Genomic DNA, 21,444 nt, shown 5'->3' on the forward strand with positions numbered 1-21,444 from the left:
ATTGTGATAAATCTTACTAAAATCATTTTTTTATTACTTTTTAAATAATTGTATGACATTGGTATGAAATTTATTTCACTATTGTTAATCAAAGAATATAATACCATAAAATAATTAAAAAGTCAATCTTTTTATTCGTAAGAAAAAAATAAATTATTTTTTACCGAATTTTGATTTGACAAAATATTAAATTTATGGTATAATATGAGTGGCAGCCTTGAATTGGTTGCCATTTTTTTATATAGATTTAAACTAAGGGGAGGGAAAATTAATGCTATGGATTATTTTAATATCTTTCTTAACTGGTTTAATATTAGGAATGAAAGGTAAATTTATATTTATAAAAAAATTTAAACCTGTAACTATCATAACTGTTTTACTATTATTTTTTATGGGTTTTGAAATAGGATCTGATCAAAATCTAATATCCAAATTACCAGAAATAGGTTACTTGGCTCTTTTAATTGCAATATTTTCTATTTTAGGAAGTGTAATATTAACAACACTTTATGAAAAAATGTTTATAAGAAGTGATAAAAAATGATTTTATTATTAAGTGCTGTAATTATCGGCATTATTAGCGGTTATCTTATTAGTTTTAATCTACCTTCAAATTTAATTACAATTTTATTAATGAGTCTTGTTTTTGTAGTTGGTATTGATATTGGTTCAGAAGAAAACATCTTATTTAAAATAAAAAAGAGTATAAAAACTATTTTTATTCAATCTTTTCTTTTAATTATGGGAAGTTTAATATTCGGAGGGTTTGTTTCATTTTTTTCTACTTTGTCTTTTAAAGAAGCAATGGGAGCTGCTGCAGGATTTGGATGGTATTCTTTATCCGGAGTTATGATAAGCTCATTATATAGCCCTTTTCTGGGAGCAATTTCTTTTACTGCAAATGTTTTTAGAGAAATATTAGGCATTATTTTTATACCTTTGTACGCTAAATTTTCAGAGTTGGGCGCTATATCAATAGGTGGAGCTACAACAATGGATACATTGTTAGGAATAGTTGCAAAATCAACAAAAAAAGAAAATACTTTAGTTGGATTTGGACAAGGTGTCATCGTTTCTATTGCAGTACCTATAATAATATCTTTGATTTTTTAAGACAAATAAGCCTTATAGGCTTATTTGTTTATATAGAAAATTCTAAATATTCATATCCTCTTCGAAATATTCAACTCCATTAGAGGTTTTCACCTTAAAATAAGATAAGTCAATATTATATTTATTTTTATATTTAAATTTTAATTCATTAATTAACATTTCAAACTCATTACTTTTTGATAATACTAAGACCGAGCCACCAAATCCACCACCTACAATCCTTGCACCCAAAACTTTATCTTTTAGAAAATCTACTATAAAATCTATTTCTTCGCAAGACACTTCATATAATTCTTTTAAACTTTTATGTGATTCAAAGAGATAATTTCCTATTAGTTCAATATTATTATTTTTTAAAGCCTCAATTGTTTTTAGAACGCGTTTATTTTCATCTAAAATATGTTTTACTCTATTAAATAATAGTCCATTTAAATTTTTTAAATCTTCATAAGCAACTTCTCTAAAACTATTTTTATTTAATTTATTTAAAGCCTTTTTACATTGGTTTCTTCTAGTATTATATTCAGAATTTCCTAATTTGTGTTTGATACCTGAATCTATTATATAGAAATTATAATCCTTTAAATCTAAAGGAATTAATTCATGTTTTTGTGTATATGTATCTATAAATAATGCATGGTTTATTTTAGCTAAAGCAATTGTAAATTGATCCATTATTCCGCAATTTAAACCAACAAAATTATTTTCTGCTTTCCATCCAATTAAAGCAAGGTCTTTTAATGATAAATTCAAATCTAAAATGTCATTTAATGCATAAGCTGCTGCTATTTCCAATGCTGCAGAACTCGATAATCCTGCTCCAATGGGAAGATCTGAATCTATATAAAATTTAAACGGCGGAATTTTACCAGCTCTTTTTTCTAATTCCAGAATAACTCCAATAATATAGTCCGCCCAAGTATCAGTTTTCATCAAATTTTTTAAAGAAATTTCTTGATTAGAATTCTTTGAATGAAATAAATAAGTATCTGATTTTTTTATATCCAAATATATATATTTATCAATAGCGAATGGTAATACATAACCATCATTGTAATCTGTATGTTCTCCAATAATATTAATACGACCTGGTGCCTTATACATCTATATCCACCTCAATTCCTCTTAGCTTTTTAGCAGCTTGCTCTGGTTCTACTGGATTTATAAATGCCCATGTGCCGCTTTCAACACTTGCAATCCATTTTATTAAATTTGGTCCTCTCATTGGTGAAATAAATTCAACATGAAAATGAAAATAATGTGTTGTTTTATCAATATTAAACGGCTTTTGAAAAAACATCATCATATACGGGAAAGGCATGTTAAATAATCCATTATATTTGTTTGTTATTATTTTTAATATATATGCAAATTCTTTTTTCTCTTTATTTGATAATTCATAAATTGCCTCTACATGTCTTTTTGGATATACATGAATCTCGTAAGGATATCTAGCATAGAAAGGAACCAAAGCTATAAAATTTTCTGTTTGATAAACTATTCTTTCATCATTTTTTTTTTCTTCTTTAACCACTTCACAAATAGCGCAAGTTCCCTTTTCTTTATACCATTTTTCCATAGACTGCATTTTAACTTTTATTCTGGGTGGCAAAAAGGGAAAAGCATATAATTGCCCGTGTGGATGTGGTAATGTTGCACCTACTTCCTTTCCTTTGTTTTCAAAAATAAAAACATATTTCACAAATTTATATAAGGATAATTCTTTAGTTCTATCTGACCACATATTTATTAATTTTCTAATTTGTTTTAATGACATTTGAGACAATTCTGAATTATGCTTGTCTGTATAAACAACAACTTCACAAATACCTTGTGATTTATCACGTATCAATACTCTACTATCTTTTTTAACTTCAGGAGCGTCTTTTTTTAAAGCTGGGAATCTATTTTCAAAACTTACTAAATCATATTCATCAGGTAACTCTAATATTCCCGGACAAATTGGACAGCTATTTTTAGGAAGATTAGGTCTTTTTTGCCGTGATGAGGATATCATTACCCATTCATCAGTAATAGGATTATATCTTCTTTCAAGCATTATTATCACTCTCTTCGTAATAATGAAATAACCTTTTATCTTTATTAATTACAGTTTTTTTATTTAGTTTAGGATAATTTTCATCATAAGTAATATGATATTTCATTTTATTTAAGTTTATTTCCATCTTAATATTTCCCCATTTTACATCATATGAATTTATATGAAATATATTATTATTCATAAATCCCCCTACATAAGATATATTATTTCTAAAGTCCAATAAATTATTAAAATTATTTCTTTTCATCTCTTTTAAAAAAGTATTATTTTGGATGGATGTATTATTTAAAATAGCTAAAATGTATAAATACATTTCAATAATATTTTTATCAAGTTTCTTATTATCAATATTCATATATTCCGACGCATTCCACCACCATTTTCCATTCATAAAATGCCTAGTAATAATATTATTAAAAATAAAATTTGAATTCAAATGTGTGAATTTTGAAAATTCTAAATTAGATATAGGTATAATATTAGTACTAATTTGCATTCCATCTACATATCCAATTGATGGCAAAAGTGGAGAACCACTTCCCAAAAGAAAATCTCCATTTGTTGCTTCTCTAATAATTTTCATTCCTATATTATATGCTTCTATTGGTGTTACATTTAAATATCTTTTCCCCGAAACAGCTCCAGAAAAAAGAAAATCGATTTTAAAATAATGAATTCCATATTCTTTCATTTTCTTAAAAATGTTATGTAAATATATTTGTACTTCGGGATGAGTTACATCAAGCGCATAAATGTTTTTTTCAAAATTAAAATATACTATTTTTGGATTTCCATCTTTATTTTTCACTAACCAATCTCTATGATTTTGAAAAATAGTTGATGTTTCAGAAACACTAAAAGGAGCTAACCAAAGTCCTGATTTATATCCATATTTTTTTATTTTTTCTACTATTCTATTAAAAGTTGGAAATGTTTTTTTTGGTATCCAATCACCTATATCCTCTTGCCATGAATTATCCAATTGAAAAATTTCATAATTATATTCTTTTAATAGTTCTAATTTTTTTATTACATCTTCCCAAGTTAATTTTTCAAAATACTGATATTCTGAAAACCATTTCTTTGGATTCCATTTAAAGAATCTAGGCTTAAGCTCAAATTTCACATAATCAGCATAAATTTCTAATAATTTTTCCAATTTTTTATTTTCTAAAATTATTAAAGGTTCCATATCTATATAATCATCTGAATATTTCCCAAAATATTCTAAACACGCTATTATTTTATTATTCTTAATTTCAAAATACGGATGAGCAATTTTTGAAGACAAAAAGCCATATAATTTATTCTTTTTACCCAAAAAATAATCAGAAATAATATTTTTTTCTAAATACTCTGGCATAGGATGTATAATATATTTCATGTAGTTTTTCCATTCATCTGTTTTTTTTATTTTATAATTTAAAATATTTATTTTTTTTGTTACTCCCCAACTTTGCCAATTATTGATTAATAACTCCTCTTCAACATTATCTTCAAATAATTCTATTTTATTTAAAAAACCTTTTATTTTCCCTCTAATGATAAATCCTTCAGGAATTTTTTCTACTTTGAATTTTATTGAATACCCTGTTTCTTTTATTTCTAAATAATCACCATCAAAAAAATTGTTTAAAATCTTCATGTAAATCCTCCTATGCCTTTTAAACTTTTTTATTTTTATCCTTTAACTGATCCTGCTAACAATCCTCTGATAAAATATTTCCCCAAAATTATATATACAATTAAAGTTGGTAAAGCAGCTATTAATGCGCCCGCCATTTGCACATTCCATTCTACCACTTGACTTCCTGCTAAATTAACAAGCGCTACTGTAATAGGTTGTTTTGAAGGATTATTTGTAACAGTTACCGCAAATAAGAATTCATTCCAAATATTCGTAAATTGCCATATAGCTACAACAACAAACCCAGGAATAGATATTGGTAATAATATTTTTGTATAGATATCATAAAGGTTAGCACCATCAATAGAAGCCGCTTCTATTAACTCATCTGGTACTTCTTCATAATAATTTTTAAACATCAATGTTGTTATTGGAATTCCATAAATAACATGAATTATAATCAAAGCATGAATTGTACCATATAATCCTATTTTTTGAAAAAATTGAATTAAAGGAAATAAAACACTTTGATATGGTATAAACATTCCAAACAATAGTAATGCAAAAACTAGATTTGAAAATTTAAATTTTAATTTTGATAAAGCAAAACCATTTATAGATCCTAAAAACGATGAAATAACTGTAGCAGGTATTGTTAAATATAAACTATTTTTCATATTTGGAGATAGTTTTTTAAATGCAGTTAAAAAACCATCTAGCGAAAAATGTTTTGGGAAATCCCACATTGTAGCAATTGATATTTCACTTAAAGACTTAAAACTTGTTATTATTGTGACATAAAAAGGGATAATAAAAAACAAAGAAAATATTATTAAAATAGTATAATAAATAAATAATTTAGTTCTTGTCATGAATTCACATCCCTTCTAAGAGAAAAATATAAATAAGGGATTATAATGACAGCTACCATTAATAACATAATTACTGAAATAGCTGATCCCATGGCATATTTATTAGATCTAAATGTTAATTCAAACATATAAATTGCTGGAACATCAGTAACATTATTTGGACCACTTCCAGTCATTGCATAAATTAAATCAAATATTTTTAAAGATATATGCCCTAATACAATCATTGCACTTAAAGTAATAGGCTTAAGCAAAGGCATTTTTATTTTCCAAAAAATATATCTATCATTTGCTCCATCAACTTTTGCAGCTTCTAATATTTCATAAGGTATAGCTTTTAATCCTGCTAAATACATTGCCATAATATACCCGGACATTTGCCATATTGCTGCTATAATTACCGGTATCAAAGCGAGATTAAAATTCCCAACACTTTCCGAACTTGTATACCATAACCATTGCAACTTTTCTAACCCAAAATTTTTTAATAGTAGATTGATTCCTTGCGGATCTTTTGGAATATTCCCAGGAGCAAAAATCCAACTCCATACTGTTCCTGTCACAACAAAAGCTATTGCCATAGGAAATAAAAATAAATTTTGAAAAAAACGCGAGCCTTTAATACCTCTATCAATTAAATTAGCCAAAAACAATCCTAAAGCTATTGATCCTGTTATGAAAAATAACGTAAAGAATAACGTGTTCCATAAATCTGTTTGGAAACGTTGATCTGCAAAAATCCTTTGATAATTTCTAAAACCAACAAACTTATATATACCTCTCAATAAACTACCAAAACTATTCCAATTTGAAAAAGATGTTCGGATAGTTAAAAATATAAAATAATAAACAAATATACCAATTAAAATAAGAGAAGGCAATATTATGTAAAAACCTATTTTTGATTTTCTTTTTTGAATACTCATATAATCACCTACCATCTTAATAATACCCGGTTCTTAAGAACCGGGTAATTAATTTATTCTGTTAAATAACCTTCATCCTCTGCAGCCCACAAAATATCCCTTAATGTATTAGAAATATTCTTCTTCACTATGAATCTGTTTAAGGAATCATTCAATGTTGTAATAAATCCCTCTGGAGCAGCTGAACCATGAATTATTGATGGAACAACAGAAACTGTTGCAAAATCGTTCATTGACCATGTTAAATATACGTCATATTTAGATTTATCAGCATCAATTCTTGCAGGAATGGAACCCTTTATTGGATTAAATATATCTTGGGCTTCTTTGGTTGATATGAATTTTAACCATTTTAATGCATTTTCTCTATGTGGTGCATTTTTAGGTAGTCCAAATGTATCAGAAATAAACATAAATGCATCTGACGTTCCAGGAACAGCAAACCAACCAAAATCCACTCCAGGTTTCCAACCTAATGTTTTAAAATATCCTTCTTCCCAATCACCCATTACATTAAATAATGCTTTCCCTTCAAATACAAGTCTTCCTGCATCTTGCCATGTAAGTGCGGAATGATCTCTATTGAAATATGGAATCATTTCTTCCAAAAGAACTAAAGACATTTCCATTTCTGGAGAATCAAAAGAGGTTGTACCTTCAAATAATCCTTTATATCCTTCCGGACCAAACAAAGATAACATAATATTTTCAAATAAATGTGTTAATGTCCATTTGTTTTTATCTCCTAAAGCTAATGGAATATAACCAGCTTCTTGTGCTTTTTTCATCGCTGCAAAAAATTCAGACCAGGATTTAGGTTCTTTTGTTAAACCAAGTTTTTTAAATAATTTTTTGTTATAAAATACAACATTCCCTCTATGCACATTTACTGGTATTGAATAAACTTCACCTTGATAACTAACAATCTTCATAACATCTTTTGGAAATTTATCATACACTCCCCATTCCCTTAAATACTCTGTTAATGGTTCCATTAATCCAGGTATGACATAAGTATCCGTTAATTCCATTCCAGCGTGCACTTGGAAAGAATCTGGTGGATTTCCCCCTAACATTCTTGTTTTTAATACCGCTTTTGCATTTGTTCCTGCTCCACCGGCTACTGCAGCATTAATAATATTGATATTAGGATAGTATTGATTAAATTTTGCAAATAATGCTAACAAACCTTCTTCTTCTCCTCCGCCAGTCCACCAACTAAAAATTTCTAAATCGTTCGATGCTGCAAAGACACTTGAAATTACCAATAAAATTGTTAATACCAAAACTAACTTTTTCATATTTACACCCCCTGTATGATTAAGATGGAATTATGTTATTTATTTAAAATATATTTAAGTTGTTTTTCTTTTTACTAATTCAACATCTAAAATAATTTTTGAAATTTCTTTCGATTTGTTGTTAATCTTATCTAATAGTATATGAAAAGCTCTATAACCTATTTCAAATTTAGGTATCCTTATAGTTGTTAAATCAATAATTGAAGAATATATAATATCATCATATCCAATAACCATAACATCATCTGGAATTTTTATATTATTTTCTCTCAAAGCTTTAATTACACCATAAGCTAAAATATCATTAAAACAAAACATAGAATCAAAAGAGATTTTTTCATCTATAAATTCAATAGTTTTTTTATAAGCTGCATTTACATCTTCATCAATTTCAAAAATTAGTTTTTTATTTATGGTTAAATTAAATTCCTCAAATGCTTTTTTATAACCCAAAAACCTAGAATAAGATACAAAATTATGATTTTTCACACTTAAAAAAATAATATTTTTTCCACCATTCTCAATAAGATGTTTTGTAGCGAGATATCCTCCTTTTACATCATTTGCATAAATTTCATCTGCATCAATATTTTCAAAATGATCTCCAATAATAACATATGGAATATTTAAATTTATGATTTTTTTAAAATTATTTTTTCCTTTTCTAACAGGGCTTATTAAAATTCCATCTACTCTCTTCTCTGCCATTATTTTTAGAGATTTTTTTTCTATTTCAAAATCATTTTCAACATCCATTAAAACTAAACTATAATCGTTTTCTTTCGTAGCTTTTTCTATACCTTTAAGCACTTCAACAAAAAAAGGATTTGTTATATCCTTAAATAAAACACCTATTGTTTTTGTTTTTTTATTACGCAAAGAGCTAGCTGTTATATTTTTTATATACCCCAATTCTTTTGCTATTTCTAATATTTTTTTTTTAGTTTTTATATTAATATCAGGTTTATTATTTAAAGCTCTTGAAACTGTATTAATTGAAACTCCTGCAATCTTTGCAATATCTTTTATTGTAATATCATTTTTTTTCACATATAACACCTCGAGATTTTATTATCGGTAACGTTACCGATAACGTTACCGATAATATTAAAACATATTTAATATAAAAATCAAAAACTATTTATCTTTCATAAGGATTAATTAAAATATATGATAACTATTTATCGCTTTTTATTGATAAATATTAAACATTTTTGATTTAATATTTATATTTAATTCAAATTATGATATAATGAAGAAAAATCTTTGGGAGTGTTTTGATATGAAAGAATTTATCCGAGGATTAAAAGATGGAATCCCTATTTCTGTAGGATATATTACAATAGCTATTGCTTTTGGAATTTTAGTAAAAACATATAATTATCCATCATATGTTGGATGGCTTATGTCACTAACTGTATTCGCTGGTGCTAGCCAATTTGTTGCTATTGAAATACTAAAAAATGCATCTATTTTCGAAATTATTATAACAACTTTTTTTCTTAATTTAAGACATATTTTAATGTCTTCTACTATAGCTACAAAAGCTGAAAAAAATAAATATATATATTTTCTTTCTTTTGGTATTACCGATGAAACATTTTCAATAGCATATTTTAATAACAAGAATAAAATTTCTTTTAATTATCTTTTTGGATTAATTTTAATATCTTATTTGGGATGGAATCTCGGTACAGTAATAGGTTTACTTTTTTCATCGACTTTTAATTCGAATTTAAAAAATAGTATGAGTATATCATTATATGCCATGTTTTTAAGTATTTTAATCCCGAATATTAAAAAATCATATTATGAATTTTTAAGCGTTATAATTTCTATTATTATTTATATAATTATAAGAAATTATCTCCCAAAATATTTTAGTATAATTATTGTATCAATTGTCATATCTTTTATTTTTGCTTATTTTGAAAAAAACAAATTTAATATTGGTGATGATAATAATGAATGATTATATTATTATAATTTTATTAATGAGTATTGTTACATTAGTTCCAAGAATCCTTCCTTTTTTTATTTCCGAAAAATTAACGTCTAATTCTTTTTTAAAAAGATTTTTCAAGTATATTCCTTATTCGATTTTAGGAATGTTAATAATTCCTGATATTTTTTATTCCACGGGAAATGTTGTTTCTGGTATTATTGGTTTTATCACCGCATTTATACTATCTTTTTTAAAGATGAACTCAATAATTGTAATCTTTTTCACAGTCTTAATTGTTTATCTTATTCAATAATATTAATTAAATAATAAAAAAGCCTTTCAAAAATGCTGAAAGGCTTTTTCACTTTGACTTTTATATTATCCTAATGTTTTCCATTACGTCTTTTAATGTTGTAACAAATATACCTATTGCATAATCTGAAATACCTCCTACCCAAATTATATAATCTCCATATTTTATAAGACCATCTCCAAAAATAACAAAAGCTCTATCCCCATAATTTTCAATCATTCCTTCTGGGTATAATAAATAATCACTTATTCCAAGTAAATTCCCTTCTTCATCAACTATAGCAAATCCATTTTTATACGACAAATCTTCTTTTAAGACAGCATGCCAACCAACTAAATAATTATTACCTACCTTTATTGCATTCGTTGACCATCCAACTTTTGTTTCCCATGATTCTGCTGCCATAATTGGTTCTAACGAGTCTGGTAATACCCTCATTTTTTTTAAATCCGCTGTTCCTTTCCAACATAAAAATGTGTTGTCTATTTCTAATCTAGTAAGTATTGATGCAATATCTCCTTTTATATCTAAAAATGCACTATCTTTCATTGTGGGAGGATAAAATATTTCTTTATCATTTGAAATTTTAAAAAATGATTTATTTAAAATTTCTAAATTATGATCTAATTTCGAAAATGCTAAAACATCTCTCCTCTTTTCATTGTGATCAACATATCCCTTACCTGTATATAACATAAGATATTCTCCGTTATATTTTATAACTCTTGCATCTTCGCTTCCAAGAAATTCCCATAAATATTCTGGATATAAAATCACACTGGCATCAATTTCATTCTTAACAATATTATTTAAGATATTTTCTATATTTAATTCAAAAAAACCTACACTCGACGTATAGTTATAATAATCAAATATTAATCTTGGAAAAATTTTTAATTTCTTATCTTCTAACACCGCTCCAGGATTGAAAATAGCTATAGGCCTTCTCTGATAATTTTTAATTCTTAAATTATCAGGATAAATATAATATCGTTTAAAAAAAATGTTTTTGGTAATGTTTTTTCTTATAGATCTTTTTTTCTCTAAAAAATTTTTGTTTTTTTCATATAACACATTTTTAATTTCCATAAAGATTTCCTCCTTGTAAGCGTTTTCAAAAAAACCTATAAAAAGTATAACATTTTTTCTCGTCTTCAAAAAAGTTCTTTTAATTCGATTAAACCTGAATAAAAGAACTTAATTTCCATTATTAGCAAAATACTTAATATTTATCAAATTTTCAAAAATCTTAAAAAATAGAAAGTTTTGATTTTTATACTTAAATAATAATAATATTGTATAATAACTAATAAACCAGTAAGATGACACCTAAAACAATTTGAAATTTTTATTAATAATTTATATAATCAATATGTATAGAAAAATGTAAGCGTTTTCAAAAAAAAGGGGTGATCGAAATAATTACGACTAAAGATATTGCTAAAATTGCGAATGTTTCTATAGCAACTGTTTCAAGAGTTTTAAACAATAATCCTAATGTTTCTGAAAAAACAAGAAAAAAAGTGATAATGGCAATTGAATCTTTAGGATATGAACCTAATCTATTCGCAAAAAATTTGGCTAAAAAAAACAAATGGAATATTGCGATAGGCTGTACAGAAGAAGTTTTTGAGGGTTTTAAAGATTCTAAAAATAATTTTTACCTTCCAATCATGTCTGGTATTAAAGAATATTTTTCTAAAATAAAAGCTGAAATATTTATTTTTTCAATTGAAGATAAAAAATTAAATATATCTTTTAATGATGTTGATGGATTTTTGTTAGTTGGTGGTGGTTTAAAAAAAGAAGATATCGAATTTTTTTTAAAATATAAGAAACCTGTTGTTGTTGTTGATGAATATGTTTGGGGACTTGACGTTGATAGTATAGTAAGTAATGGATTTTTGGGAACATATAATATAGTAAGATTTTTTCTAGAAAAAGGATATAAAAAAATTGTTTATTTCCATTTTAAAGAAAAACATTATAGCTTTGAACAACGAAAATTAGGTTATGAAAAAGCTTTGCTTGAAAAAGATTTGATACCAAAAATATATTCATTTCAAGACATAACCGATTTAAAAAATTTAACCAAAAATGTAATGAAAGAAAAACCTGAAATCATTGTAACAAGCAAGGATTTATGCGCAATTGAAATAATGAATATTTTAAATGAAAACAAATACAAAATACCTGACGATGTTGGAGTTATAGGATTTGATGATCTGAAAATTTCAGAAGATTTTCAGCTTACAACTGTTAGAGTCCCAAGAGAAGAAATGGGCAATTTAGCAGCTGGAAGATTATTTGATCTAGTAAATGGTGTTAATCCTCATCCTATAGTAATTTCACTTTTCACAAAACCAATAATACGAAAAAGCGTAAAAATTTAAAAAAAGGAGTTGATGAGCATGGTAAAAGTTGGTGTGGTTGGTTATGGTACTATCGGGCAAAGATTAGCTGACGGTGTTGCTTTACAAAAAGATATGGAATTAATAGGAATTGCTGATGTTGCTCCCACATTACCTGTATTGGCTTTAAAAGAAAAAGGAATGCCTTATAATTTTTATTTAGCTCTTTCAGAAAATAAAGAAAAGTTAGAAAAATTTGGTATTCCAATTTCTGGCAATTTGGAAGATTTGATAAAAAAATGTGACATAATTTTAGATGCTACAAATGCTGGAATTGGAGCAAAAAATAAAAAATTATATGAAAAATATGGTAAAAAAGCTATTTTTCAAGGGGGAGAGAAAACTGAAATTGCTGATGTATTTTTTCACGGTTATGCAAATTTCGAAAAAGGTTTGGGAAAACAATTTTTAAAACTTACCTCTTGTAACACAACCGGATTAATAAGAACCGTTGATGCGTTAGATAGAGAAATAGGAATTGATAATGTAATAATAACAATTGTTAGAAGGGTTGCTGATCCAGGAGATTATCATAGAGGACTCACAAATGCTCTTAAAGTTGACAAAGTTCCAAATCATCAAGCTGTAGATTTAATGCTTGTTATGCCTCACGTAAAAGCTACAGGAACATTAGTACATACTCCTGTTACACATGGCCATTTTATTACAGTTGCTGCTAAGCCTAAAAAAACTGTTACTAAAGAAGCTGTTGTAGAAATATTTAAAAAACACCCTCGAATTAGAGTTGTTAAAATTGAAGATGGATTCTTAGGTAATGCATCTATTTTTAAATTTGGTAGAGATCTTGGACATCCAAGAGGTGATTTATATGAAGTGTTTACATGGGAAGAAACTATAACTGTATTTGATGACAGAATAATATATTCAATTCATATTCCTCAAGAATCTGTTACTATTCCAGAAACAATAGACGGTATTAGAGCAGCAATGAAAATGCAATTAGATAGATTAGAAGCAGTAAGCTTAACTAATAAATACTTAAATATAAAAAATATAAATTATTAGTATCTTTTATATGGTGACTTTTAGTCACCATATAAACTTAATAATCATGAGAAACAATTATTTAAAAAACATGTGAGGTGATAACATGAAGGATCTTAAAATAAATACTTTAGATGATTTTGACTTTTACGATAAGACTGTTATTTTAAGAGTCGATATCAATTCACCACTTGACCCAAAAACGAAAAAAATTGTAAACGAAAATAGGATCAATAAGGTTGTACCTACAATCAAAGAATTATTAAATAAAGGTGCAAAATTAGCTATAATAGCTCATCAAGGTGATTCGCTTGATTATTTCAATCTAATCCCACTTGAAGAACATGCGAAAAAGCTTTCAGAAAAAATTGGTGCGGAAATTAAATATATTGATGATGTTGCGGGTCCTGCTGCTCAAAATTTAATAAAAAATTTAAAAAAGGGTGAAGCAATACTTCTCGGAAATCTCAGATATTTAAGTGAAGAAATTTCTACCTTTGAAGATACTGTTAAATTAAGCCCTAAAGAAATGCTAAATACATTTTTAATTCGTCATTTGGCACCTCTTGGAGATATTTATGTAAATGAAGCTTTTTCTGCCGCACATAGAAATGCTCCTTCAATGGTTGCATTTGAAGAGCTTTTACCTACAGCTGGTGGTAGATTGTTAATTTCTGAAATAAATGCCTTATCAACTGTAATGAAAAATCCTCAAAAACCATCTATCTTTGTTTTAGGAGGATTAAAAGTCTCAGATGCTTTTGGAATGATGAAACAAGTATTAGAAAATGGCACTGCTGATAAGATTTTAACTTGTGGTGTAACTGGAATTATCATGCATATGTCTCTAGGCAAATCTTTTGGTAAAAAACAAGAAAAATTTATATATGATCGTTCTTTAAATAAATTTTTTGAACCTGCTAAAGAATTTATGAAAAAGTGGGGAGATAAATTTATTAATCCAATTGATTTTGCTTATGAAAATAACGGAAAAAGAATAGAAGTAAGTCTAGATGATTTGCCTGTTAACGATGCACTATTCCTAGATATTGGCACAAAAACAATTGAATTATTTAAGAAAGAAATAAATAACGCAAAAACTATATTTGTCAATGGGCCTGCTGGAGCTTATGATCAAAATAAAAATTTTGAAAAAGGAACATATGAAATATGGAATGCAATTGCTGATTCAAATGCTTACTCTGTAATAGGTGGTGGCGACTCTGTAAGCGCTGCCCATAAATTGGTAAAAGATGCTGAAAAGAAATTTAGCTATATTTGCACTGCCGGAGGAGCTATGGTTAGATTTTTATCCGGAAAAGAATTGCCGCTCATAAAAGCGTTAAAAAAGGCATATAGAAAGAGGTGATTTTTATGAAAAAGTATAAAATAGCTGTAATACCAGGTGATGGTGTTGGTGTTGAAGTTATAAATGAGGGATTGAAAATTCTTAATACTATAAAAGAAATACACGGAGGTATAGATTTTGAATTTAAAACATTTCCGTGGAGTTGTGAATATTATTTGAAAACTGGAAAAATGATGCCTAAAGATGGAATAAAAATTTTAAGTGATTTTGAGGCTATATATTTGGGTGCTGTTGGATTTCCTGGTGTTCCAGATCACATTTCATTATGGGGATTATTATTGCCTATAAGAAAGGAATTCGACCAATATGTTAATCTAAGACCAGTTAAATTATTAAAAGGAATTAAGGGTCCTTTAAGAACTGAAAAAATTGATTTTGTTGTTGTAAGAGAAAATGTAGAAGGAGAATATTCCGGAACAGGAGGACGATTATACCAAGGTACTGAAAACGAAGTTGCTATTCAAACTGCAGTTTTCACCAGAAAAGGAACAGAAAGAGTTATGAGATATGCTTTTGAATTAGCAATGAAAAGAAATAAAAATTTAATTTCTACAACAAAATCAAATGCTTTGAATTATGGAATGGTTTTTTGGGATGACATTTTTAATAATTTAAAAAACGATTATCCTGAAGTCGAAACTCGCACTATGCATGTTGATGCTTTATCTGGATATTTTCTACTACATCCTGAAAATATAGATGTAGTTGTTGCTTCTAATTTGTTTGGGGATATATTAACAGATTTAGGATCAGCAATGCAAGGTAGTATAGGAATCGCTCCTGGAGCAAATATTAATCCTGAAAAAAAATACCCATCGATGTTTGAGCCTGTTCATGGATCAGCTCCTGATGTCGCTGGAAAAGGAATTGCAAACCCTATAGGTGCCATTTGGACAGCGAGTATGATGTTAGATCACCTTGGGGAAACAGATTCTGCTAAATTAATCATGAAAGCACTAGAAAAAGTAACTGAAGAAGGTATATATCTCACAAAAGATGTGGGCGGAAATTCTAAAACTCATGAAGTTGGAGATGCTGTTAATAACAAAATAAAAGAATTAGCAAAGAACAGTTGGTGAGAAAATGCTTACAAAAGATGAATTAAAAAAAATTAAAAAGTTTGCAATCCAAATACGCATAGAAACATTAAAGGAAATCGGAAATTTAGGATTTGGACATTTACCAGGTGCTATGTCTATTGTAGAATTATTAGCTGTTTTATATAGTAAAGTTCTTAAAATTGACCCAAAAAAAACAGATTGGAATGAAAGAGATTGGTTTATTTTATCTAAAGGTCATGCTGGTCCATCTCTATATGCAACTTTAGCGATAAAAGGATATTTCCCTAAAGAATGGTTATTAACTTTGAATAAAGGTGGAACATTATTACCAAGCCATACAGATAAAAACTTAACCCCGGGAATTGATATGACAACAGGTTCATTAGGCCAAGGAATGTCTACAGCTCTTGGTGTAGCTTTAGGTTTTAAACTCTCAAAAAAAGATAATTATGTATATGTTGTGTTAGGAGATGGCGAGTCTCAAGAAGGGCAAGTTTGGGAAGGCGCTTTATATGGAGGAAATTTAAAGTTAGATAATTTAACTGTATTTATTGACTATAACAAACAACAATTAGATGGATATACAAAAGATATAAACGATTTAGGAGATTTAAGAAAGAAATGGGAAGATTTTGGTTGGTATGCTATTGAAGTCGATGGACATAATATTGAGGATATATATAATGCTGTAGTAGAGGCTAAAAAAATCAAAAATAAAAGTTCTGTAATAATTTTGAATACGGTTAAAGGAAAAGGTGTTTCATTTTTAGAAGGCAAAGTTGCACATCATGTAAAAGTAAAACAAACTGAAATTGAAAAAGCGATAAAAATCCTTGAGAAAGAACTAGAAAGCCTTGAAGAAGGTGATTTGTAATGGATGTTAAGATATCTAAAGATAATAATGTGGATACTAGAATGATGAGAGATGCTTATATAGATAAGCTAATTGAATTAGCAAAAAATGATGAAAAAATAGTTCTTTTAGATGCTGATTTGATGAGTTCTAATGGTACCATAAAATTTTCAAAAATATTCCCGGAAAGAACATTTAATGTTGGTGTTCAAGAAGCAAATATGGTAGGAATAGCTGCTGGATTAGCGGCAACAGGGAAAATATCTTTTGCACATACATTTACATCTTTTATGTCACGAAGAGCTCTTGATCAAGTATATATGTCAGTAGCATATGCAAAATTAAATGTTAAATTGGTTGCTACAGATCCTGGAATAACTGCTGCATATAACGGCGGGACACATATGGCTTTACAAGATTTTGCTGTTATGTTATCAATACCTACAATGTATGTTGTAGAACCTACTGATTGTGTTATGATCGAAAACTTAGTTGAACAAATAACTTATACAAAAGCTCCCTTTTATGTAAGACTATTAAGAAAAAATCCTATTAAAATATATGAAAATTGTAGTAAATTTAAGTTAGGAAAAGGCGTTATACTTATGGATGGAAATGATGCAACCATTATAGCAAGTGGAATTATGGTTAGTGAAAGTTTAAAAGCTGCTGAATTATTAAAAAAAGAAAATATTAATGTACGTGTTATAGACATGTTTACATTAAAACCTATTGATGAGAAATTAATTATTGAAAGTGCCAAAAAAACTGGTGCGATTATAACAGCTGAAAACCATACAATCATTAATGGGTTGGGAATGTCAGTAGCAAAAGTAGTTTCCGAAAATTATCCTGTTCCTATAGAGATGATTGGCATAAATGATGAATTTGGTGAAGTGGGCGATGTTGAATATTTGAAAAAAAGATTCAAATTGACATCAGAAGATATTGTAAAAAAAGTTAAAAAAGCTTTAAAAAGAAAATAAGGGGGGATTTTTTTGATAATAAAAAAAGAAAAAGAATTTAAAAAAGGATATAATTCTATAACTTCCGAAGATGATAAACAAAATAACACTATGATGGACTTCGGAATAATAATACTGAAAGATAGCGATGTATATATAAATTCTGAAAAAAAAGAAAGAGTTTTTTTAATAATGAATGGAGAAGTTTTATGTGAATATGATGAAATTTCATTTACAATAACAAGAAATTCTTTATTTGATGAATCTCCATATGTTTTGCATATTCCTAATAATATAAATATAAAGTTAATTGCAAAAAAAGAAGCTGAGATCTGCTATGTTGCAACAAAAAATGATGTTATTTTTCAAAGCAAATTATATAATCCCAAAGATGTACGTTCTGAATATCGTGGAAAAGGTACTATGAAAGAAACATCAACCAGAATTGTTAGGACTGTTTTTGATAAATCTAACGCTCCACAATCAAATTTGGTCATAGGTGAAGTCATAAATTATCCTGGTAAATGGTCGAGCTACCCTCCACATCATCATCCTCAACCTGAAATTTATCATTATAGATTTTTACCAAAACAAGGATTCGGAATATCAATCTTAGGAGATGATGCATATAAAATATATGATGGAGATACTGTATTGATATTAGATGATAAAGTACATCCTCAAGTTTCAGCACCTGGTTATGCAATGTATTATATATGGGCCATAAGACATTTAGAAAATAACCCATATATTACTCCAACTTTTGATAAAGAACATTTATGGGTAATGGAGAAAAATGCTTCCATTTGGCCAGAGGAGGAATGATTATGAAAAAACTAAAATTAACAATGGCACAAGCTTTATTAAAATTTTTAGATAATCAATATGTGGAATTTGATGGAAAAGAATACAAATTTATAAAAGGAATTTTTGGTATTTTCGGACATGGAAATGTATTAGGAATTGCAGAAGCTTTAGAAAACATGAAAGATTTGTCATTAAAATTTTATCAGGGTCATAATGAACAAGGAATGGTTCATGCAGCAACTGCTTACGCGAAACAAAAAAACAGATTAGAAATTTTTGCCTGTACTAGTTCCATAGGACCTGGAGCGCTAAATATGGTAACAGCTGCAGCAACTGCTACTGTAAATAAAATACCAGTATTATTGTTACCTGGAGATATTTTCGCTTCAAGACAACCTGATCCTGTATTACAGCAATTAGAAATGCCTAATAATTATAAAATGGTTGCTAATGATGCATTCAAATCTGTAAGTAAATATTGGGATAGAATAGAAAGACCTGAACAATTGATGTCAGCAGTAATAAATGCTATGCGTGTTTTAACGGATCCTGTTGAAACTGGAGCTGTTACATTAGCCTTACCCCAAGATGTACAAGGAGAAGTATATGAATATACATATGATTTTTTCAGAAAAAGAGTATGGATAATTGAAAGAAGAACTCCCAACTATGAAAGTTTGAAAAAAGCGGCTAATCTTATATCAAATAAGAAAAAACCGTTAATCATTGCAGGTGGCGGTGTCCATTATTCATTTGCATATGATGAATTAAAAGAATTTGCTGAAACATTTAATATTCCAATTGGGTTTACTCAAGCTGGAAAAGGTGCATTAGTATGGGATCATCCGTTAAATATGGGTGGAATAGGTACAACAGGAACATTAGCAGCGAATAAATTAGCAAAAGAAGCTGATTTGATAATAGCAATTGGAACAAGATTGATGGATTTCACTACCGCTTCTAAAACACAATTTCAAAATAAAAATGTGGAATTTTTGAATATTAACATTTCAAGATTTGACGGCATAAAATTAGATTCAACATTACTTTTATCAGATGCTAAATTGGCATTAAAAGAATTAAAAAAAGAACTTGAAAAAAGAGAATACAAATCCGGATATACTCAAAAGTATATTTCTTCATTAAAAAATAAATGGAATGAAGAAGTTAATAAATTATATTCTTTAAATTCTAAAAAAGGTATTGTTCAAACAAGAGCTTTAGGGTTAATTAACGAATTGTTTAATGAAAATGATATTATAGTTGGAGCTGCTGGAAGTTTACCTGGAGATTTACATAAACTTTGGAGATGCAAAGGTATTAAAACTTATCATCTTGAATATGGTTTTTCTTGCATGGGTTATGAGGTTGCCGGAACTTACGGGGTAAAACTAGCTGAACCTAAAAAAGAAATTTGGACTATGATCAGTGATGGTAGTTATATAATGTTGCATTCCGAACTTGTGTCTTCAATCCAAGAAGGAAAAAAGATTAATATTATCATGTTTGATAATGGAGGATTCCAATCTATAAACTCTCTACAAAAAGGTCATGGAAGCGAAAAAGGATTTGGGAACGAATTAAGATATAGAAATTCAAAAACTGATAAACTAGATGGAGAATATATGAAAATTGATTTTGCCAAAAATGCTGAAAGTTATGGAGCAAAAGCTTTTTATGTTGACACCATTGAAAAATTAGAAGATGCTTTAAAAAAAGCACGAGAATCGGAAATTAGTACTCTTATTCATATAAAAATTATACCTGGAACTCAATCTTCAGGATATGAAACTTTTTGGAGAGTTGGTATTGCTCATCATTCTCAAAACCCTAAAGTTATTGAAAAGCAAAAGGATCATGATGAATACTTACAAAAATATGCAAAAGATTATTGATAGGAGGAATTTTTATGTTAAAAAAAGATGATATTAAAATTGGCATCGCCCCAATTGCATGGACAAATGATGATATGCCAGAACTTGGTGGAGATATATCATTTGAACAGTGTATAGATGAAATGCAAAAAGCTGGCTATGAAGGTACTGAAATCGGAAATAAATATCCCAAAGATCCAATAAAATTAAAGTCAGAGTTAGAAAAAAGAAATTTAAAAGTAGCCAGTCAATGGTTTAGCACATTTTTTACTGTTGATAAATTTGATAAAACAATTGAAGATTTTAAAAAACATATGAATTTTCTAAAAGCTGTTGGTGCTGAAGTTATCGTCGTTGCCGAATGCGGAAAATCCATTCATGGCAATATAAATATACCTTTACACAAAAACAAACCTGTCTTTAATGATGAAGAATGGAATAAACTCGCTAAAGGTTTAAATATTCTCGGCAATTTAGCAAAAGAAAAAAATATGAAAATAGTATATCATCATCATATGGGAACTGGAGTTCAAACCTATGAAGAAATTATTAAATTAATGGAATTAACAGATCCAACAAAAGTTTTTTTATTACTTGATACAGGTCATATTGTATTTTCAAATGGAGATCCACTTAAATTAATAGAAAAATATCCTGATAGAATTAAACACATTCATTTAAAAGATTTAAGAAAAGATATATTAGAAAAAACTTATAAAGAAGATTTGAGTTTTTTAAACGCAGTTAAAGAAGGTGTATTTACTGTTCCTGGTGATGGTATGATTGATTTCAAACCTATTTTTAATAGTTTAAATAAAATAGATTATAAAGGATGGTTAATAGTTGAAGCTGAACAAGATCCAAAAAAAGCACCACCATTAAAATTTGCTTTAAAAGCACGAAACTATATTAAAAATCTAATAGGATTTTGAGGTGATAT

At 27.8% G+C, this 21,444-nt stretch carries 21 protein-coding genes; 13 read left to right on the top strand and 8 right to left on the bottom strand.

The genetic code is table 11. The features are described from left to right. Positions 1–271: 271 nt before the first annotated feature. Positions 272–544, top strand: coding sequence for a LysO family transporter (locus BUA62_RS00865; protein ID WP_072862456.1), 273 nt, complete (start codon positions 272–274; stop codon positions 542–544). Continuing rightward, positions 541–1,113, top strand: a complete 573-nt coding sequence (locus tag BUA62_RS00870; protein ID WP_072862458.1) for a LysO family transporter — start codon at positions 541–543, stop codon at positions 1,111–1,113. Before BUA62_RS00865 ends, BUA62_RS00870 begins: the two co-directional genes overlap by 4 nt. A gap of 42 nt (positions 1,114–1,155) precedes the next feature. On the opposite strand, the gene BUA62_RS00875 is transcribed toward BUA62_RS00870, so the two are convergent. The 7 genes from BUA62_RS00875 to BUA62_RS00905 are packed head-to-tail and all read right to left on the bottom strand — an operon-like array spanning position 1,156 to position 8,951. Beyond that, a complete protein-coding gene (locus tag BUA62_RS00875; protein ID WP_072862460.1) occupies positions 1,156–2,217 on the bottom strand; it encodes a galactokinase in 1,062 nt (353 codons plus the stop codon). Continuing rightward, on the bottom strand, positions 2,210–3,172 hold the full coding sequence (galT, locus tag BUA62_RS00880) for a galactose-1-phosphate uridylyltransferase (protein ID WP_072862462.1): 963 nt from the start codon (positions 3,170–3,172) through the stop codon (positions 2,210–2,212). The genes BUA62_RS00875 and galT overlap by 8 nt, the downstream gene beginning before the upstream one ends. Further along, a complete protein-coding gene (locus BUA62_RS00885; protein ID WP_072862464.1) occupies positions 3,165–4,820 on the bottom strand; it encodes a glycoside hydrolase family 36 protein in 1,656 nt (551 codons plus the stop codon). The genes galT and BUA62_RS00885 overlap by 8 nt, the downstream gene beginning before the upstream one ends. A gap of 35 nt (positions 4,821–4,855) precedes the next feature. Then, positions 4,856–5,674, bottom strand: coding sequence for a carbohydrate ABC transporter permease (locus tag BUA62_RS00890; RefSeq protein WP_072862466.1), 819 nt, complete (start codon positions 5,672–5,674; stop codon positions 4,856–4,858). Next, positions 5,671–6,600 (bottom strand): carbohydrate ABC transporter permease, encoded by a 930-nt coding sequence (locus tag BUA62_RS00895; protein WP_200782266.1) that lies wholly within the window; start codon positions 6,598–6,600, stop codon positions 5,671–5,673. The genes BUA62_RS00890 and BUA62_RS00895 overlap by 4 nt, the downstream gene beginning before the upstream one ends. 53 nt (positions 6,601–6,653) lie before the next feature. Beyond that, positions 6,654–7,901 (bottom strand): ABC transporter substrate-binding protein, encoded by a 1,248-nt coding sequence (locus tag BUA62_RS00900; RefSeq protein ID WP_072862468.1) that lies wholly within the window; start codon positions 7,899–7,901, stop codon positions 6,654–6,656. Positions 7,902–7,955: 54 nt separating this feature from the next. Next, entirely contained in the window at positions 7,956–8,951 is a 996-nt protein-coding gene (locus tag BUA62_RS00905; RefSeq protein ID WP_072862470.1) for a LacI family DNA-binding transcriptional regulator, read from the bottom strand. 232 nt (positions 8,952–9,183) lie between these two features. On the opposite strand from BUA62_RS00905, the gene BUA62_RS00910 reads away from it, so the two are divergent. Together BUA62_RS00910 and BUA62_RS00915 are read left to right on the top strand one after the other, a co-directional pair. Then, entirely contained in the window at positions 9,184–9,873 is a 690-nt protein-coding gene (locus BUA62_RS00910; protein WP_072862473.1) for an AzlC family ABC transporter permease, read from the top strand. Beyond that, positions 9,866–10,159, top strand: a complete 294-nt coding sequence (locus tag BUA62_RS00915; protein WP_072862475.1) for an AzlD domain-containing protein — start codon at positions 9,866–9,868, stop codon at positions 10,157–10,159. Before BUA62_RS00910 ends, BUA62_RS00915 begins: the two co-directional genes overlap by 8 nt. Positions 10,160–10,219: 60 nt before the next feature. Here BUA62_RS00915 and BUA62_RS00920 read toward each other — a convergent pair whose 3' ends face one another. After that, complete coding sequence (locus tag BUA62_RS00920) at positions 10,220–11,248, bottom strand: glycoside hydrolase family 130 protein (RefSeq protein ID WP_072862477.1); 1,029 nt, start codon at positions 11,246–11,248, stop codon at positions 10,220–10,222. 320 nt (positions 11,249–11,568) lie between these two features. Here BUA62_RS00920 and BUA62_RS00925 point away from each other — a divergent pair, with 320 nt between their 5' ends. The 9 genes from BUA62_RS00925 to iolE all read left to right on the top strand — a co-directional run bounded on the left by BUA62_RS00925 (position 11,569) and on the right by iolE (position 21,436). Next, positions 11,569–12,552: a LacI family DNA-binding transcriptional regulator gene (locus BUA62_RS00925; protein WP_084670637.1), complete on the top strand. Its 984-nt coding sequence runs from the start codon at positions 11,569–11,571 to the stop codon at positions 12,550–12,552. An 18-nt stretch (positions 12,553–12,570) separates the two neighbouring features. Next, positions 12,571–13,596, top strand: coding sequence for a type II glyceraldehyde-3-phosphate dehydrogenase (locus BUA62_RS00930; protein ID WP_072862479.1), 1,026 nt, complete (start codon positions 12,571–12,573; stop codon positions 13,594–13,596). Between the two features lie 85 nt (positions 13,597–13,681). Beyond that, entirely contained in the window at positions 13,682–14,944 is a 1,263-nt protein-coding gene (locus tag BUA62_RS00935; RefSeq protein WP_072862481.1) for a phosphoglycerate kinase, read from the top strand. A gap of 5 nt (positions 14,945–14,949) precedes the next feature. Next, on the top strand, positions 14,950–16,023 hold the full coding sequence (locus BUA62_RS00940) for a tartrate dehydrogenase (RefSeq protein ID WP_072862483.1): 1,074 nt from the start codon (positions 14,950–14,952) through the stop codon (positions 16,021–16,023). Between the two features lie 4 nt (positions 16,024–16,027). Then, the gene (locus tag BUA62_RS00945) at positions 16,028–16,879 is read left to right on the top strand and encodes a transketolase (RefSeq protein WP_072862486.1); all 852 of its coding nucleotides are present in this window, start codon (positions 16,028–16,030) and stop codon (positions 16,877–16,879) included. Continuing rightward, complete coding sequence (locus tag BUA62_RS00950; RefSeq protein WP_072862488.1) at positions 16,879–17,844, top strand: transketolase family protein; 966 nt, start codon at positions 16,879–16,881, stop codon at positions 17,842–17,844. Before BUA62_RS00945 ends, BUA62_RS00950 begins: the two co-directional genes overlap by 1 nt. 12 nt (positions 17,845–17,856) lie before the next feature. Then, positions 17,857–18,648 (top strand): 5-deoxy-glucuronate isomerase, encoded by a 792-nt coding sequence (locus BUA62_RS00955; protein ID WP_072862490.1) that lies wholly within the window; start codon positions 17,857–17,859, stop codon positions 18,646–18,648. Between the two features lie 2 nt (positions 18,649–18,650). Further along, positions 18,651–20,525 carry a 3D-(3,5/4)-trihydroxycyclohexane-1,2-dione acylhydrolase (decyclizing) gene (iolD, locus tag BUA62_RS00960; protein ID WP_072862492.1) on the top strand — a complete coding sequence of 625 codons (1,875 nt, stop codon included), beginning with the start codon at positions 18,651–18,653 and terminating at the stop codon, positions 20,523–20,525. 14 nt (positions 20,526–20,539) lie between these two features. Next, positions 20,540–21,436: a myo-inosose-2 dehydratase gene (gene iolE, locus BUA62_RS00965; RefSeq protein WP_072862495.1), complete on the top strand. Its 897-nt coding sequence runs from the start codon at positions 20,540–20,542 to the stop codon at positions 21,434–21,436. The last annotated feature ends 8 nt before the right edge of the window (positions 21,437–21,444 follow it).

It is taken from the genome of Marinitoga hydrogenitolerans DSM 16785 (genome assembly GCF_900129175.1).
In the GTDB taxonomy this organism is placed as follows: Bacteria; Thermotogota; Thermotogae; order Petrotogales; family Petrotogaceae; genus Marinitoga; species Marinitoga hydrogenitolerans.

Bases quoted from the DNA above. Each gene is read 5' to 3' on its own strand.
- BUA62_RS00935 (WP_072862481.1), top strand. From the start codon at position 13,682: ATGAAGGATCTTAAAATAAATACTTTAGATGATTTTGACTTTTACGAT.
- iolD (WP_072862492.1), top strand. From the start codon at position 18,651: ATGAAAAAACTAAAATTAACAATGGCACAAGCTTTATTAAAATTTTTA.
- BUA62_RS00875 (WP_072862460.1), bottom strand. From the start codon at position 2,217: ATGTATAAGGCACCAGGTCGTATTAATATTATTGGAGAACATACAGAT.
- BUA62_RS00900 (WP_072862468.1), bottom strand. From the start codon at position 7,901: ATGAAAAAGTTAGTTTTGGTATTAACAATTTTATTGGTAATTTCAAGT.
- BUA62_RS00930 (WP_072862479.1), top strand. From the start codon at position 12,571: ATGGTAAAAGTTGGTGTGGTTGGTTATGGTACTATCGGGCAAAGATTA.
- galT (WP_072862462.1), bottom strand. From the start codon at position 3,172: ATGCTTGAAAGAAGATATAATCCTATTACTGATGAATGGGTAATGATA.
- BUA62_RS00920 (WP_072862477.1), bottom strand. From the start codon at position 11,248: ATGGAAATTAAAAATGTGTTATATGAAAAAAACAAAAATTTTTTAGAG.
- BUA62_RS00915 (WP_072862475.1), top strand. From the start codon at position 9,866: ATGAATGATTATATTATTATAATTTTATTAATGAGTATTGTTACATTA.
- BUA62_RS00865 (WP_072862456.1), top strand. From the start codon at position 272: ATGCTATGGATTATTTTAATATCTTTCTTAACTGGTTTAATATTAGGA.
- BUA62_RS00885 (WP_072862464.1), bottom strand. From the start codon at position 4,820: ATGAAGATTTTAAACAATTTTTTTGATGGTGATTATTTAGAAATAAAA.
- BUA62_RS00950 (WP_072862488.1), top strand. From the start codon at position 16,879: ATGGATGTTAAGATATCTAAAGATAATAATGTGGATACTAGAATGATG.
- iolE (WP_072862495.1), top strand. From the start codon at position 20,540: ATGTTAAAAAAAGATGATATTAAAATTGGCATCGCCCCAATTGCATGG.
- BUA62_RS00945 (WP_072862486.1), top strand. From the start codon at position 16,028: ATGCTTACAAAAGATGAATTAAAAAAAATTAAAAAGTTTGCAATCCAA.
- BUA62_RS00940 (WP_072862483.1), top strand. From the start codon at position 14,950: ATGAAAAAGTATAAAATAGCTGTAATACCAGGTGATGGTGTTGGTGTT.
- BUA62_RS00870 (WP_072862458.1), top strand. From the start codon at position 541: ATGATTTTATTATTAAGTGCTGTAATTATCGGCATTATTAGCGGTTAT.
- BUA62_RS00890 (WP_072862466.1), bottom strand. From the start codon at position 5,674: ATGACAAGAACTAAATTATTTATTTATTATACTATTTTAATAATATTT.
- BUA62_RS00895 (WP_200782266.1), bottom strand. From the start codon at position 6,600: ATGAGTATTCAAAAAAGAAAATCAAAAATAGGTTTTTACATAATATTG.
- BUA62_RS00910 (WP_072862473.1), top strand. From the start codon at position 9,184: ATGAAAGAATTTATCCGAGGATTAAAAGATGGAATCCCTATTTCTGTA.